The organism is Brevibacillus sp. JNUCC-41 (assembly GCF_014844095.1).
GTDB classification, from domain to species: Bacteria; Bacillota; Bacilli; order Bacillales; family DSM-1321; genus Peribacillus; species Peribacillus aracenensis.
The window spans coordinates 5,155,619-5,169,811 of record NZ_CP062163.1; the positions used below are offsets into that span (position 1 = coordinate 5,155,619).

Sequence of the window (14,193 nt, forward strand, 5' to 3'; positions counted from 1 at the left end):
ACTTTTTCCACACCTTACCTATCAAGATAAATGTAAACGCATTCATATTATGCATTGGTTGAAAAACCGGCGGGAGTCCGATACAAACCATTCATTTTCACGTTTTCTTAATCAGATTTATTCATTCGGAGCTGGATCAAACTTCAACATTAATGCCTTCATATGCATTTATCCACTTATCATTTGTCCAGCCATGGAGGTCATAATCGTCCATGGCCAAGTCCACAAAAGCTTTGAATTTATTCGATTGTCCATTTAAATCTGCCATTTTCATGGTTTCAAGCCTAATATTTTCATGGTTACCCGCATAATTGATTTCATATAATTCATTCCTGCCACCAAATTCCGTGCCGATGGAATCCCATATGAGTTTCATCAGTTTTACCCTTTCCACTGCCGAAACCCCACCTGAACCCTTATAATATTTATCGAGATACGGACGGACCTCAGGGTTTAAAAAATCCTTGGAGCTTGATGGGAGTTGAATGAGATTACCTGCTACAACCTGTTCAAATATCTGTTTCACCTTTGGCCAAACCATTGGTGCGAACACCCTATATGCAGTTGCATATGTGCTATTGGGCAGAACAGTGCCATTCGGCCCTTCCATCGGATCTGTAGCCATCGCTGTCGAGATGGCCCAAAACATATTCCTGAAGGCAAGCACTTCCCCTATATTGGCTTGAACTCCCCTAAATTGATTCGTTCCTGCCATTTCCGTAGCTTTCATCAGAAGCCCAGCCATAAAGTCCAATTTCACCGCATAGCGTGTACAGCCATGAAATGTATATCGATTCATCCACCCAGTCTTGGATCTAAACCCATTTGCGATTTCCACATTATTATAGGCGAATACATTCTCCCATGGTACGAATACATGATCAAGGACGATGACTGCGTCATTTTCGTCGAACCGGCTGGAAAGCGGGTAATCGAAAGGAGTGCCTGACTTGGCAGCCGTTTCTTCAAAAGACTGTCTGCTGATCATTTTTAATCCCGATGCATTCATCGGTACAAAGAAAATCAACGCATGGCTTCTATCTCCTTCCCCAAGATCGACAGGAGAATAATTCGCGACAAAATTATAATTCGTAAGTGCTGCAGAAGTTCCAACCATTTTGGCTCCGCTTACGATTATCCCATCATCCCGCTCTTCCACCGTACGTACAAATACCTCTTTATTTTCATGCAGCGGTTTATTCCTGTCCATTGCCGGATTTATAATTGTATGGTTACAGAAGGGAACGTCCCTTGTGGTTTTTTCATACCATCTTTTCGCATTATCTTCAAATCCCTTATAAAAATCGCTATACGGTCCCAATGATCCTGTAAAAGCAGCTTTGTAATCAGGGGTACGCCCCATGAAACCATAGCTCAATTTTGACCATTGTGCTATCGCATCCCTTGCTTCAAGCAGCTCTGTTGCGTTCTTCGAGGCTTTGAAGAACTTATGGGTAGTATGACCTTCATCTGTCTTAGCAGTTAGAATCCGTGCAGTGACCGGATCATGGAGAGCATCATATAGTTGAGCAATCGATCTGGCAGAATTGCGATATGCTGGGTGCGTCGTCACATCATCTACCTTATCTCCGTTCAAGAATACCGTTCTTCCATCTCGTAAACTTTCTAAATACTCTTTACCATTCATCATCGGAACATCCCCCATTCACAATCTTTTAATTTGAATTCCTAGCTTCATACTAACTAAATGTTCAAGGCATTTATCTGTTGAAACCCATACTTTTTCTAACATTTTTTGTCTATTCATACTGAATAATCTAAATATGTTGAACTTATACAAAAAATCATATACGATATCATATATGATTGATAATAAAACAAGGGGTGAGTATCCATGGCAAAAGCAAGAGTGAAATTCAAAAAGTCAGATTATTCAGAAGAAATGGAGATACAGTCGAGCCGCTATATTTTAATGAACGGTGATAAGTTGGAGGTATCACAAATCAACTTGGATAACCCTATTTCAGGAACGGTATATGGAACATTATTAAACTATAAAGGGTCATTGGCAGCATTGAAGGAAAAGGTCGACCATCCTCCTTATAATGAACCTCCTAAAGGGCCGATCCTTTATATTAAACCTAGAAATACGTTTTCTTCCTTTTCAAATCCAGTTCCCCTTCCAAGCGGCATACCTGAATTGGAAATCGGGGCAGCACTTGGAATAGTAATCAGTAAAACGGCCACAAGAGTCAAGAAAGAACATGCATTGGATTATATAGAAGGTTTTACGATCGCCAATGATATTAGCATTCCGCATGAGAGCGTTTTCCGTCCTGCTATCCGCCATAAAGCCCGTGATGGATTTTGCCCGATCGGTCCATGGGTCGTAACCAAGGAATCCATCTCCAACCCCGATTCTTTAGGAATTCGTGTATATATAAATGGAGAGTTAAGACAGGAAAATTCAACTGCAAATCTAATTCGCTCCATATCCCGCCTTATTGAGGATGTAACTGACTTCATGACTTTGAGTACGGGTGACGTCCTTCTAGTAGGTGTTCCAGAGAACGCACCGCTGGCAAAAGCCAATGATCATGTCAGAATAGAAATAGACGAAATCGGATATTTGGAAAATACTATCATTCCCGAGGGGAAACTATCACTGGAGGGGATTTTATGAAGAGAGCACGTGTAGCCTATGCAGGTGCCATACATCCAGCAAGTGAATATTATGGTCAGGTCCAATTGGCGGATGGCAGGATTGTCAATGAGCAGGATGTTGTCTGGCTTCCCCCGGTGGAGCCACGAACTGTTTTCGCGCTTGGCTTGAATTATGCAGACCATGCGAAGGAGCTTGCTTTTAAAGCACCGGAAGAACCCCTTGCGTTCTTAAAAGGTCCCAATACCTTCATCGGCCACCGGGGACAGACAAGACGGCCTGCTGATGCAGCTTATATGCATTATGAATGTGAACTTGCAGTCGTCATAGGTAAAAAGGCGAAGAACATAAAAAAGGAAGAAGCCTTTAAGTATGTAAGTGGATATACGATTGCAAATGATTATGCAATACGAGATTATCTGGAGAATTACTACCGACCTAACCTAAAAGTCAAAAATCGCGATACATGCACCCCCATTGGGCCATGGCTTGTCGATGCCGAAGATATCCCAGATCCTTCGAATCTTGCCATCAAAACTTACGTCAACGGAAAATTGACTCAGCAAGGCAACACGAAAGACATGATTTTCGGCATTGCTGAGTTAATTGAATATTTTAGCAGCTTCATGACATTGAGCCCAGGGGATATCATATTGACAGGAACACCTGAAGGATTGGCGGATACTGCTGTAGGCGATGAAATCATCACTGAAATTGAAGGGATCGGGAAACTCGTCAACACAATAGTCGGTGACGATATATTTACTGAAGGCGGGGATCGGCCGCATCTAAAAATCCATAATTAACGGAAGGGACTGATAACATGCCTCATATCATTATTGAATATACAGATAATATCAAAGATGAAATCCAGATTGACGGCTTATTAAGGAAGGTGAATGATGTACTGATATCCTATCCCTCCATCTTTCCAATTGGCGGCATTCGATCCCGGGCCATTGAATTGAAGCATTATCGTGTTGCCGATGGTACAGAGGATGATGCCTTTGTTCATGCCATTCTAAAAATTGGCGCTGGACGCAAAGACAGTGATAAAACCGAAGTATGTGACCAACTTTTCGAAACGATGGAAACCCATTTGGCTTCCCTCTTTTCAAAAAGATATCTTGCCCTCTCCATGGAACTTACGGAATTCAGTGATTCTGGAACATATAAGAAGAATAATATCCATGATCGATATAATAAATGAACTAGATTTCATATTGAAAGGCCTTCCTCATCATCGGGAAGGCCTTTCAATTAAAATGTTTTGCCAATGCTACCAGGCTCAGTTGATTTCTGCAAGGTTTTCAGTACGGTTCAAGAACTCCTTGACACGGTCCACATATTCCTGTTTATCATAGCCGTTATATAATGCGCTCGCCATACGGACCGGATCCCCAAAAAAGAACCTTTCGTATAGCGTTTGCCTGGATCCAAATGAACTCATGCATACATCCCATGCGAGACGATACAATTTAACCCTGTCATAGGCTCCACCATTCGCGGCTTGAAGATATTTATCCAAATCAGGTCGAAGCTCCGAATTGAAATCGGCTTCATTTGGTATCGCCATTAAGCCGCTAGCTCCAAGAAGCTGCATGATTTCACTGAATCTAGGGTAAATCTTCGGGTAATAATTACGGGCTATATTTAACGGTGTAAAATCGGGTGTCATCATTCCCCACTTATCCACTTTCGCGTTTGCCTCCGAAGCTGTAATGAAAGCCTTTACCGTTTCAAGCGCTATGATGACTTCCGAAATTTTTTCCTGAACATGCTGGTATTGCCCGATATTGATGGTTTCCGCCATTAGTTGCAAAATCCCCAGAATGAACTCGGTTTTGGCGATATTCTTCGCTACCACCTGATGGGTCATATGAACAACTGCATTGCTTTCATTATAAGCCTGGTTGCAAATGCCGACATCCCCATATGCAAATACACGATTCCAAGGAACTACTACATCATCAAAAACGATAATCGTATCCATTTCCTCAAATCTTGAACCAAGAGGATGGTCAAAATGTGATTTGCCATAGTCGAATGATTCACGACAGATGAATTTCAACCCTGGTGTATTATTTGGAATGGAGAATGCGAATGCATAAGGGTTTTCTTCTTCGGATTGTTTAAGCAATGTTGAAGGGAAAACCATGATTTCATCCGTTATTCCTCCTTGTGTAGCTAATAACCTGGCTCCCTTTATAATAAGCCCTTCTGAATTCTTGCCAGCAATCCTTGCAGCGATGTAAGGGTCCGGAAGCTTTGCGGCACTAACTCCCCTATTAACCTGGGGTTGAATCAAGGTATGTGTCAACGACAAATCCTTTTCCCTGCAGAGTTCATAATAATCTTTCATATTTTTAGCAAATGCCGAATCCTGAGTGCCGAACATATCAGCTGCGGTGCCGTACGCCATCATCCCACTGTTGATATAGTCAGGGGAACGTCCCATCATTCCATTATTATGCCTTGCCCATTCCTGAATCATTTTCCTCCTTTTTTCAAGGTCCCCCTTTGTCCGCGGCTGCATGAATGAGGTCCCTACTCTTTCGTTTGAAGTTGGTGAAATATAAGTCATGATGTCAGTTTTCGCGGAATCATGCTGCAAATCATATAATTCGGCCTGTGATTTCATTACCCCTTTAAAAGCTGGGTGTTGACTGATTTTATCTTTTACTTGCTCTCCATTGATCCATACATTCGCCTTTGCTTTATCTACCCTATCGATATACTCTTTACCCGTTTTAGCTGGCATTCTTCATCCCCCTTTAGTATCAATATAAATAAAACGCTTACAATTAAATAAATTCCAAAAATTGAATTAATTCCTATAACAAAATATACCATATGTTAAGATATATATATAATACTTAAAAAATTCAATATGTATATGTAAATCATATGTATGAGGTGTATATAATGGACATCCGGCAATTAAAGTATTTTGTGACGATCGTTCAGGAAGAACAAATAACCAAAGCAGCAAAAAAATTGCATATGGCTCAACCCCCCCTTAGCCAGCAACTTAAATTAATGGAAATGGAAATCGGTGAAAAACTCTTCGACCGGAATGGAAAGAAACTTGAACTCACTGAAACTGGCAAGGTCCTATATAAAAAAGCAGAAGCTCTATTAAACCAGTTTGAAGAATCACTACTGGAAGTGAAGGAAGTCAGTAAAGGGATACAGGGCACTCTTTCCATAGGGTCAGTAAAAACTTGCTTTTCTTACATTCCTCAAAGGATGATGGCCTTTAGAGTAAAATACCCTGACATACGTTTCAAGTTAATGGAAGGTGATACATTCCGTTTGACAGAAGGCTTAATAAACAGGGAAATCGAGTTGGCCATTGTACGGCTTCCCATTAACGGTAAGCGATTCTCATCGATTAACCTTCCGCCGGAAGATTTTGTGCTTGTCACCCCAAAAGAATGGGACATCCCAGACTCCATCGAATTTAAACAAATTAAGGATTATCCCCTCCTATTGCTGCATAGGGTAAGCGGACAGGGAACTTATGAACTTATAGTGGATGAGTGTCTAAGACATGGGTTTGAACCTAAGATTGTATGTGAATGTCCTGATGCTGCCATGATTTTATCTTTGGTGAAGGAAGGAATAGGCGCTACCCTCATGCCACGAACCACATCCAAATCGTTTTCAACCCAGGGTATTAAAATAATCGAATTGATAGATTGTGAAGTACAATCGGAAGCCGCCCTTATTTGGCTCGAAGAACGCTATCTTTCCAAAGGTGCCGTCAAATTTCTAGAAACATTTTCTGAATGAATGGACAGTTATCCTTGAATATTAGTGCATCTGTACCTCTTTCTAATAATCTTTCGTGTTTGTTTGAATTTCATTATCCAATGAAAAGGAAAAAGCAACCTATCATTAGATGGCTGCTTTATCAGATCCCATTCATAAGTGCGTGACCTGTGTTTTATTTATAGGCATTCTTTTACTTCATTCAATGTCCCAAAACACCCTTAACATCATGACCGGTGTTGGACTTAACGAGGATTTCATTATAATTGTCTTTTGTAACCGTTTTCAAACCCGTCCTGCGGTTACCGAACAGGGCACCTAAATAGCATGCGAGGAACCCAAGCGGAATGGAAACGATCCCTGGTGAATTCAAAGGGAAAATAGGGTCACCTGTCATTATGGTGGCTCCGGGGACCGGGTTCCAGACATTTGGACTTAGAAACACGAGCAAAAGCGTACCAATAAGACCTGTCATCATACCGACTATCGCTCCGGTTTTATTGAATTTTTTCCAATAGATCGTAAGAAGGATTACCGGCAAATTCGAACTAGCCGCCAGTGTAAAGGCAATCGATGCCAGAAACGCTACATTGAATTCCTGCAGACCTAATGATAAAACGATTGCAAGTGCAGTCACACCAACGGAAGCCCATCTAGCCATCGTCATTTGCTGTTTTTCCGTCGCCTTTCCATCTTTTAATATTTCATTATAAAAATCATGTGAAAAGGCCGTGGCTCCTGTTAAAACGATTCCCGCAACAACTGCGAGTATCGTTGCAAAGGAAACGGCAGCAATAAATGCGAATAAGATGTCCCCGCCCACAAGTTGGGCCAATAAAGGTGCAGCCATATTACCAGCTGGATTAGCGGCCATGATATTCGATGTTCCAACCAACTTCGCAGCACCGAATCCGAGAAAAATGACCATGATATGAAAAGCACCCATAATCCACATCACCCAAACAACCGATTTTCTTGCCACTCGTGCATTCGGGACAGTCAAAAAACGTATTAAAATGTGAGGTAGACCTGCCGTTCCCAGAATTAGGCCCAGCGATAAGGAAGCTGCATCCCACCCACTGGCATATTTAATACCTGCTTTCAGGTAATCTGCACCCATGGGTGTTGCGGTTTTCATATCAGTGAAAATTCCGATGAAACTAAAATTCAATTTCCACATGACGATCATGAATAATATAAACACTCCTCCTATCAACAGGATGGCTTTAATGATCTGCACCCAGCTCGTCGCCGTCATCCCCCCAAATAGAACAAATACCAACATGACAATACCTACGATGATGACAGAAATATTATACGGGATGTCTAAAAGCAACTTAAATAAAGCACCTGCCGCAACAAGTTGCCCCAGCATGTACATGACTGATATCACCAGGGTATTAAAGGCGGTCACTCCCCTGACCTGTTTATATTTAAACCTTGTAGTCACCATATCAGCCAATGTGTATTTCCCCAAGTTCCTTAAAGGTTCAGCCACTAGGAATAACACGACAAGAAATGAAACAAGTGCTCCATACATCAGGAAAAATCCATCATACCCCGTTAAGGAAAATGCCCCAATCAACCCCAAAAACGTGGAAGCCGACATAAAATCCCCGGCCAATGCAAGTCCATTTTGCCTAGCGGTCAACCCTCCACCAGCCGTATAAAAAGAGCCTGCCGTTTTAGTTTTTTTGGAAGCGAAATATGTGATGAAAAGGGTTCCTATCGACATTAGCGCAAAGAGAATAATAACTGTCCAATTCATGATTCAAAGCCCTTCTTTCTCGATGATTTCTTTTATTTGTTCATCGATTCTTTCTGATTTCCTTACATATATGCTGCAAACCCAAACAGACATAACCGTAATGGAAACACCGTACACCCATGCCCAGGTTATGTCTCCAATGAAAGAGTGATCCAGGATATCTGTGTAAAAAACTAAGAAGGGCAAAAGCAGGGAATATCCCATAAAGAAAATCGTAAAAGGGATGACGAATTTCTTTTTATCGGAAAGCATAATCTGAAACTCTTTGGAGGCAACAATCTTTTCATAATCCACTAGATTAGTTTGTTCCGATTCATCAAGGTTTTTTTCCAACCGAACCATCTCTATACACCTCTTCTGATATTTATTTTTACAAGGACGGCATTATTAGTATTGAGCCTCTCCAATATCAGCCGCTTTCTTCCCTCCACCCCAAAATCCAAACAAACTCATCTGCACTGAGAGGGTCTAAGCCCATTCCCTAAGCTTTCCGAACTCCCATTGTCTAACCGTGACGCTTACAGGTAGGGCAGCAGTAAGTACCCACTGCTACCCTGTCCCAGACCATATCTTTTTAGAAGGCTTGCACTTTCGTAATAGACTTGGCTCGCATATCCGTCATCTGTTTCGGCTTCATTATACTTTCACTTTTCCATTTGATATGAATCTTCTTTCCCTCCAAGGGAAGATCATCATTGAAAAGTAAGTGCCAACTCCCATGAAAGGATCCGTCCGTTGTTTGATAGGCAATTCCCTCATAAACATTTCCTTCGTTCTGGATTTCGATTAAGTAAGCGCCTGGCGGGGGTGTCAGGAATGTTTCCGATAATGTAACGGTGACGTGTTGATTTTCCTTGGAAATGATGGTACCTTGGCTTTCAAAGTATGTGCCCAGGAATGGCGGGATATCTGCGAACCGACCTTCTGCAATCAAGTTTCTAAGCTTAGTGGAACTTACTTTTTCATGATCGATTTCAAACTTCTTCATTTCCGTCACTTCAAAAAATCGCTTACCTTCGATTTTCAGCGTTTCCATATTCCCTTCCCCTTTATGTCCATAGCGGAAATCGAATCCAGCCACGGCATGCTTGCATTTAAATCCACATAAATAATCCTCGATAAAGCCCGTAGGTGAAAGATGGGCAAATGCAGAATCGAAGTTCACGACTATCAAGGTTTCTACACCTAAACCTTGCATGATTTTTGCTTTTTGCTCTAAAGGAGTCATATATGTTTGGGGTTGAGCGTTTCCTAAGATTTGATTTGGATGCGGAAAAAATGTCATGACTGCCAATTTCAAATCTTGCTGTATGGCAATCCTTTTAGCTAGATGTATCAGTTCTTGATGGCCAAGATGAACTCCGTCGAAAAATCCAAGAGCCAGCACACACGGTTCTGCTACTGCCGTATATACACCGGAAATTGGGTGCTGAACATGAATGATATCCAAATCCATCCTCCTTCCTTTGATTCTTGAAAGGTTACATTATAAACTCAGTAAACGGACCTTCGATAATCCAGAAGTTTCCATCAACCATTCACCAGTTCTGTTCCCTTAAACAGGCTTATACGCACTAGCGCCCTATCCAATTGACCGTGGGTCCCGTTTCTCTTTAGATGATGAATTCAGGCTTGCTTTTTGCCAGAATCGGTTCTTTAAGAGGAACTTCTTCACCTGATATTATATCAAGTACAGCAGATGCCTCATCAAACCATGAATCCGGAGCTTTGGCTCCCCAGAATGTCTGGCGTCTTGGATCATTCAAATCCCAATGAATCGGTTCGGTATCAGGGTCAGCCGTTAAGTAATCACCATTGTATAATTCGATCCTATGACCGTCCGGATCTCTTAAATATAAGAAGAATGCATTGGATAGACCGTGCCTTCCTGGTCCGCGTTCGATGGACTGGGCATATCCCAGTGAAGCCAGTACATCACAGGCATGGATAAGTGCAAGGGGGTCAGGCAGAAAGAAGCCAACATGATGAAGTCTTGGACCGATTCCGTTCATGAATGCCTGGTCATGGACCGTTTGCTTTCTATGAAGCCACGTCGCCCATAATTTGCCCGAATCATCCACTGTGTCTTCCGAGCACGCAAAACCTAATTCTTTCACGTAAAAATCATAGGCATTTTGTACATTTGGTACACAGCAATTCACATGATCGATCCTTTGGACCCTTGAACCCCTATGCATATCGTATCGTTGAAGCAATCTCTCGGCTTTATCCATTTTGCTGAAAAACTCCACTGGCAATCCTGAAATATCCTGAACTCGTAGCGACTTGCCTAGTGCATGCTGTGTTCCTTCCTGCATCCACTTCATTTTCATTCCCTTGGATAGGAAAAAAGATTCCAATTCTTCAAGGTCTTCCTCTTTTTCAACCTTGTATCCTATTGCTTCAACGCTTGGCTTTTCTGCCTTTTGCAAAATAAGCGAGTGATGATGCGCTTCCTCTAAACCACGTAAATATATGTGATCATTCGTTCTTTCCGTTTCAATGAAACCTAAAGCATCCACATAAAAGGCTCTTGATTTATCCAGATCTGTTACATTAAGTATCGTTCTCGCAACACGAATAATAGAAAAACTCATAGTATTCTCCCCTTCTTTAATGAAACACGGATTATTTTTCAGCAGAAGAAACAGCATTTTGTTTTACGTCGCCAAATTTCGGAATGTGATGTTCACCAATTGCTACGTGGATAACTTGTGTTTCCGTATAGAATTCAAAGCTATAATGGCCACCTTCACGTCCTACCCCACTATATTTCGATCCTCCAAACGGGATTCGCAAATCCCTTACGTTTTGGGAATTCACCCAGACCATCCCGCTATCGACAGCCTGTGCAAACCTATGTCCACGTTTCATATCATTGGTCCATACATAAGCAGCAAGCCCATACTTTACATCGTTAGCCATTCTCAGTACCTCCTCTTCAGTCTTGAAAGGAATGACTGCCATGACTGGTCCAAAAATCTCTTCCTGTGCCACCGTCATCTCATTTGTACAGTTCAAGAGAAGCGTCGGGGCAATAAAATTCCCTTCCTTGAACGCACTCGGTATGGCACCGCTTACAATTTCCGCCCCTTCATCTTTTGCTATATCCAGATAACGGGAGACATTATTAAAATGGTTACGATGGATCAGCGGTCCGATTTCCGTTTCTGGGTCCATTGGGTTTCCAATTTTGATATTATGAACACGTTCCTTCAATTCTGCAACGAACTGGTCTATTATCGATTCATGGACAAATAATCTGGAATTGGCTGTGCAGCGTTCCCCATTGAATGAATAAATTCCCCAAACCACAGAATCCAGGGCTTTTTCTAAATCGGCATCTTCAAAAATGACCGCTGGCGATTTACCTCCGAGTTCCATGGAAAAACGTTTCATTGTATCCGCACCATTTTTAACGATTTCAGCGCCAGTCGTCGTTTCCCCGGTAAAGGATATCAATTGGACTTCAGGATGGGCAACCAAGGACGCCCCTGCTGTTTCCCCAAAACCGTGAACGATATTGAATACGCCTTTCGGCAGACCGGATTGGTCAATGATTTGTGCCAATTTATTGGCAGTCAATGGGGACCACTCCGCCGGTTTTAGGACACATGTATTACCTGTAGCCAGGGCCGGGGCGATCTTCCAGGTTTCTAACATGAATGGCGCATTCCAAGGAGTGATTAATCCTGCCACTCCTATCGGTTTATGAATCGTATAATTGATGAATGTGTCATCCACTTGATACGACTCTCCTATTAGCCTGCTTTTCACCATCTCAGAATAAAACCGGAAATTCTCCGCTCCCCTTGCCGCCTGTTTTTTTGTCTGGCTAATCGGCAACCCTGTATCAAGGGATTCCAAAAAGGAAATTTCTTCTGCATTTTCTTCAATTAAATCAGCAATCCTATTAATGTACTTCAATCTTTCTTCCACTTTCATCGTTCTCCATGGACCATTATCGAATGCATCTCTTGCAGCGGCTACCGCTTGATCGATGTCCTCTTTAAACCCTTCTGCCACATTATTTATTGCTTGATTATTAAAAGGGCTTAAATTTCCAAATGTTTTCCCTGAGATTCCATCGACAAATTGACCATTGATGTAATGCTTGACATCTTGCACGGGAAAAGTTTGCATGATAAATCCTCCTTTAAAAATTAATTCGGGAAGATGACAAAAATCTATTAGATTCGTGCAATCTTCCCGATCTAGCAATTATGACTGGATTATTTGGTCAATCAACCCGTATGATTGAAGAGTTTCACGCAGTTCTTTTTCCAATGGTTCCGAAGGCGGACCCATTGGCGGCCTTAATGCAGGATTGATTTTCCCCATCATCCCCATCGCAGCTTTTAATGGTCCTGGATTGGTTTCTTTAAACAAAACATCATTCAATGGCATTAATTTGTAATGGAGATCAAGTGCCTTATCCACATCCCCCTCCACCCAAAGGTTATAAATTTCCGCAACTTCTTTAGGGGTGATATTTGCAGTAGCACTTATATGTCCAGCACCTCCAATAGCCAACATTGGATAGCATAGTAATTCGATGCCCGAATATAAGAGAAAATCCCTTCCGCAATTCAATAAGACACGGTTCACATGTTCGAAATCTTTATTAGATTCCTTTACACCAATAATATTTTCACAATCTTCAGCAAGACGTGCCAATGTCTTCACTTCTAGATTCGTCGCCGTTCTTCCAGGAATGTTATAAACGATAATCGGGATATCAACAGAATCGGCTACCGTTTTAAAATGATTGTAAAGTGCCTGTTGATTCGGTTTATTGTAATAAGGAACGATGACTAAAGCAGCATCCGCACCCATTTCCTGTGCCATTTTTGTCAAATGCAACGTTTCTTTCTGATTGGCAGATCCAGTACCTGGTGCAACTGGAACACGGGCTTTTGCTGCTTTAATAGCCGTTTCCATCACTAATTCCCGTTCCTTAATCGTTAATGAACTCGGCTCTCCGGTAGTACCGCATACCGAGATTCCATGGGAACCGCTTTCAATGTGCCAGTTTACCAGATTTTCAATTGCTTTTACATCCACTTCCATCTTGTCATCAAACGGAGTGATAACGGGAGCGATGGATCCTCTTAAACGACTTTTGATTTCCTCGTACATTTTTTCTACCACCCTTTCATTATTTGAATATTCGGAATAATACAAGTGAAAAAAATGGCTTTGCTTTTATGAATAATCGATTGACTATTATAAAACAAAGCCAAGGTCATCAAAGTGCCTGATCGTGATTAGTTTCCGCCCTCTGCTTGAATGTGCTGATGGCATTCAGTTTATGCTTTCTCACCAATGATTCAATTTCTTCAAAAGATGCTTTTTCCTTTAGAAGCTTTATGATGCTTTCATGTTCGCGAATCGATTGGACTGCACGTTGCGGAACCATGGTGAACATGGATTTTCTGACTCTATTCATTCTTTGTTGTGCCTGTTTGATTTCCTCCTTTAAAAAGGAATTTCCGCACTTTTCATAGATTTCCGCATGGAAACATTCGTTTAACTTACCAAACAGCTCTAATTCAAAGTTATGGAGGGCTTTTTCCATTTCTTTGTTTAAATTAATTAGATTTTCAAAATCATGATCATTCATCGTTAAAGAACTGAGGGCAGCTGCATATCCTTCAAGCAAAGATAAAACAGAAAGAGTTTCAATGTATTCGCTCTCATTAATGCTTGTAACCACCGCTCCGCTATAAGGCTTATATTGAATAAGACCATCAGATTCCAGTTGCCTGATCGCTTCCCTGACAGGAATCGGACTTAAACTAAGTTCTTTTGCCGTTTGATCGATAATGATCCGCTGTCCAGAACCATATGTTCCATCCAAAATTAATTTACGAAGGTGCTCATATGCTATTTGCTTTTTGCTGGGGTTTTTGTTTTTCTCTTCCATATTTTCATCATATATGAAATCATATATGATTGCAATCGATTTTTATTAAAAATCATATATGATTTTCACTTTTCTTTACAAATTTGTTTTGCAAAACGCCTA

The 14,193-nt window shown here is 41.4% G+C and carries 13 protein-coding genes; 4 read left to right on the forward strand and 9 right to left on the reverse strand.

Annotation, left to right across the window (positions count from 1 at the left end):
• Positions 1-136: 136 nt before the first annotated feature.
• Positions 137-1,651: a 4-hydroxyphenylacetate 3-hydroxylase family protein gene (locus JNUCC41_RS24825; RefSeq protein ID WP_192205310.1), complete on the reverse strand. Its 1,515-nt coding sequence runs from the start codon at positions 1,649-1,651 to the stop codon at positions 137-139.
• A 204-nt stretch (positions 1,652-1,855) separates the two neighbouring features.
• Here JNUCC41_RS24825 and JNUCC41_RS24830 point away from each other — a divergent pair, with 204 nt between their 5' ends.
• The 3 genes from JNUCC41_RS24830 to JNUCC41_RS24840 are packed head-to-tail and all read left to right on the forward strand — an operon-like array spanning position 1,856 to position 3,833.
• Positions 1,856-2,644 (forward strand): fumarylacetoacetate hydrolase family protein, encoded by a 789-nt coding sequence (locus tag JNUCC41_RS24830; protein WP_192205311.1) that lies wholly within the window; start codon positions 1,856-1,858, stop codon positions 2,642-2,644.
• Positions 2,641-3,429 carry a fumarylacetoacetate hydrolase family protein gene (locus tag JNUCC41_RS24835; protein WP_192205312.1) on the forward strand — a complete coding sequence of 263 codons (789 nt, stop codon included), beginning with the start codon at positions 2,641-2,643 and terminating at the stop codon, positions 3,427-3,429. Before JNUCC41_RS24830 ends, JNUCC41_RS24835 begins: the two co-directional genes overlap by 4 nt.
• A gap of 17 nt (positions 3,430-3,446) precedes the next feature.
• Positions 3,447-3,833: a 5-carboxymethyl-2-hydroxymuconate Delta-isomerase gene (locus JNUCC41_RS24840; RefSeq protein ID WP_192205313.1), complete on the forward strand. Its 387-nt coding sequence runs from the start codon at positions 3,447-3,449 to the stop codon at positions 3,831-3,833.
• Positions 3,834-3,911: 78 nt separating this feature from the next.
• Here JNUCC41_RS24840 and hpaB read toward each other — a convergent pair whose 3' ends face one another.
• Entirely contained in the window at positions 3,912-5,384 is a 1,473-nt protein-coding gene (gene hpaB, locus JNUCC41_RS24845; protein ID WP_192205314.1) for a 4-hydroxyphenylacetate 3-monooxygenase, oxygenase component, read from the reverse strand.
• Positions 5,385-5,548: 164 nt separating this feature from the next.
• On the opposite strand from hpaB, the gene JNUCC41_RS24850 reads away from it, so the two are divergent.
• Positions 5,549-6,418: a LysR family transcriptional regulator gene (locus JNUCC41_RS24850; protein ID WP_192205315.1), complete on the forward strand. Its 870-nt coding sequence runs from the start codon at positions 5,549-5,551 to the stop codon at positions 6,416-6,418.
• Between the two features lie 181 nt (positions 6,419-6,599).
• Here JNUCC41_RS24850 and JNUCC41_RS24855 read toward each other — a convergent pair whose 3' ends face one another.
• The 7 genes from JNUCC41_RS24855 to JNUCC41_RS24885 all read right to left on the reverse strand — a co-directional run bounded on the left by JNUCC41_RS24855 (position 6,600) and on the right by JNUCC41_RS24885 (position 14,091).
• Positions 6,600-8,165: a solute symporter family protein gene (locus JNUCC41_RS24855; RefSeq protein ID WP_192205316.1), complete on the reverse strand. Its 1,566-nt coding sequence runs from the start codon at positions 8,163-8,165 to the stop codon at positions 6,600-6,602.
• Positions 8,166-8,168: 3 nt separating this feature from the next.
• Positions 8,169-8,507, reverse strand: a complete 339-nt coding sequence (locus JNUCC41_RS24860; RefSeq protein WP_192205317.1) for a DUF485 domain-containing protein — start codon at positions 8,505-8,507, stop codon at positions 8,169-8,171.
• Positions 8,508-8,739: 232 nt separating this feature from the next.
• Positions 8,740-9,615, reverse strand: coding sequence for an FAD synthetase family protein (locus JNUCC41_RS24865; protein ID WP_192205318.1), 876 nt, complete (start codon positions 9,613-9,615; stop codon positions 8,740-8,742).
• Between the two features lie 163 nt (positions 9,616-9,778).
• Positions 9,779-10,762 carry a 3,4-dihydroxyphenylacetate 2,3-dioxygenase gene (gene hpaD, locus JNUCC41_RS24870; protein ID WP_192205319.1) on the reverse strand — a complete coding sequence of 328 codons (984 nt, stop codon included), beginning with the start codon at positions 10,760-10,762 and terminating at the stop codon, positions 9,779-9,781.
• 31 nt (positions 10,763-10,793) lie between these two features.
• Positions 10,794-12,308 carry a 5-carboxymethyl-2-hydroxymuconate semialdehyde dehydrogenase gene (gene hpaE, locus JNUCC41_RS24875; protein WP_192205320.1) on the reverse strand — a complete coding sequence of 505 codons (1,515 nt, stop codon included), beginning with the start codon at positions 12,306-12,308 and terminating at the stop codon, positions 10,794-10,796.
• A 78-nt stretch (positions 12,309-12,386) separates the two neighbouring features.
• Entirely contained in the window at positions 12,387-13,304 is a 918-nt protein-coding gene (gene hpaI, locus JNUCC41_RS24880; protein ID WP_192205321.1) for a 2,4-dihydroxyhept-2-ene-1,7-dioic acid aldolase, read from the reverse strand.
• Between the two features lie 109 nt (positions 13,305-13,413).
• Positions 13,414-14,091 carry a GntR family transcriptional regulator gene (locus JNUCC41_RS24885; protein WP_192205322.1) on the reverse strand — a complete coding sequence of 226 codons (678 nt, stop codon included), beginning with the start codon at positions 14,089-14,091 and terminating at the stop codon, positions 13,414-13,416.
• Positions 14,092-14,193: the final 102 nt, after the last annotated feature.

What these genes read in the sequence shown, in the direction of transcription:
- JNUCC41_RS24825 (WP_192205310.1), bottom strand. Translation starts at nt 1,651, where the DNA reads ATGATGAATGGTAAAGAGTATTTAGAAAGTTTACGAGATGGAAGAACG.
- JNUCC41_RS24830 (WP_192205311.1), top strand. Translation starts at nt 1,856, where the DNA reads ATGGCAAAAGCAAGAGTGAAATTCAAAAAGTCAGATTATTCAGAAGAA.
- JNUCC41_RS24835 (WP_192205312.1), top strand. Translation starts at nt 2,641, where the DNA reads ATGAAGAGAGCACGTGTAGCCTATGCAGGTGCCATACATCCAGCAAGT.
- JNUCC41_RS24840 (WP_192205313.1), top strand. Translation starts at nt 3,447, where the DNA reads ATGCCTCATATCATTATTGAATATACAGATAATATCAAAGATGAAATC.
- hpaB (WP_192205314.1), bottom strand. Translation starts at nt 5,384, where the DNA reads ATGCCAGCTAAAACGGGTAAAGAGTATATCGATAGGGTAGATAAAGCA.
- JNUCC41_RS24850 (WP_192205315.1), top strand. Translation starts at nt 5,549, where the DNA reads ATGGACATCCGGCAATTAAAGTATTTTGTGACGATCGTTCAGGAAGAA.
- JNUCC41_RS24855 (WP_192205316.1), bottom strand. Translation starts at nt 8,165, where the DNA reads ATGAATTGGACAGTTATTATTCTCTTTGCGCTAATGTCGATAGGAACC.
- JNUCC41_RS24860 (WP_192205317.1), bottom strand. Translation starts at nt 8,507, where the DNA reads ATGGTTCGGTTGGAAAAAAACCTTGATGAATCGGAACAAACTAATCTA.
- hpaD (WP_192205319.1), bottom strand. Translation starts at nt 10,762, where the DNA reads ATGAGTTTTTCTATTATTCGTGTTGCGAGAACGATACTTAATGTAACA.
- hpaE (WP_192205320.1), bottom strand. Translation starts at nt 12,308, where the DNA reads ATGCAAACTTTTCCCGTGCAAGATGTCAAGCATTACATCAATGGTCAA.
- hpaI (WP_192205321.1), bottom strand. Translation starts at nt 13,304, where the DNA reads ATGTACGAGGAAATCAAAAGTCGTTTAAGAGGATCCATCGCTCCCGTT.
- JNUCC41_RS24885 (WP_192205322.1), bottom strand. Translation starts at nt 14,091, where the DNA reads ATGGAAGAGAAAAACAAAAACCCCAGCAAAAAGCAAATAGCATATGAG.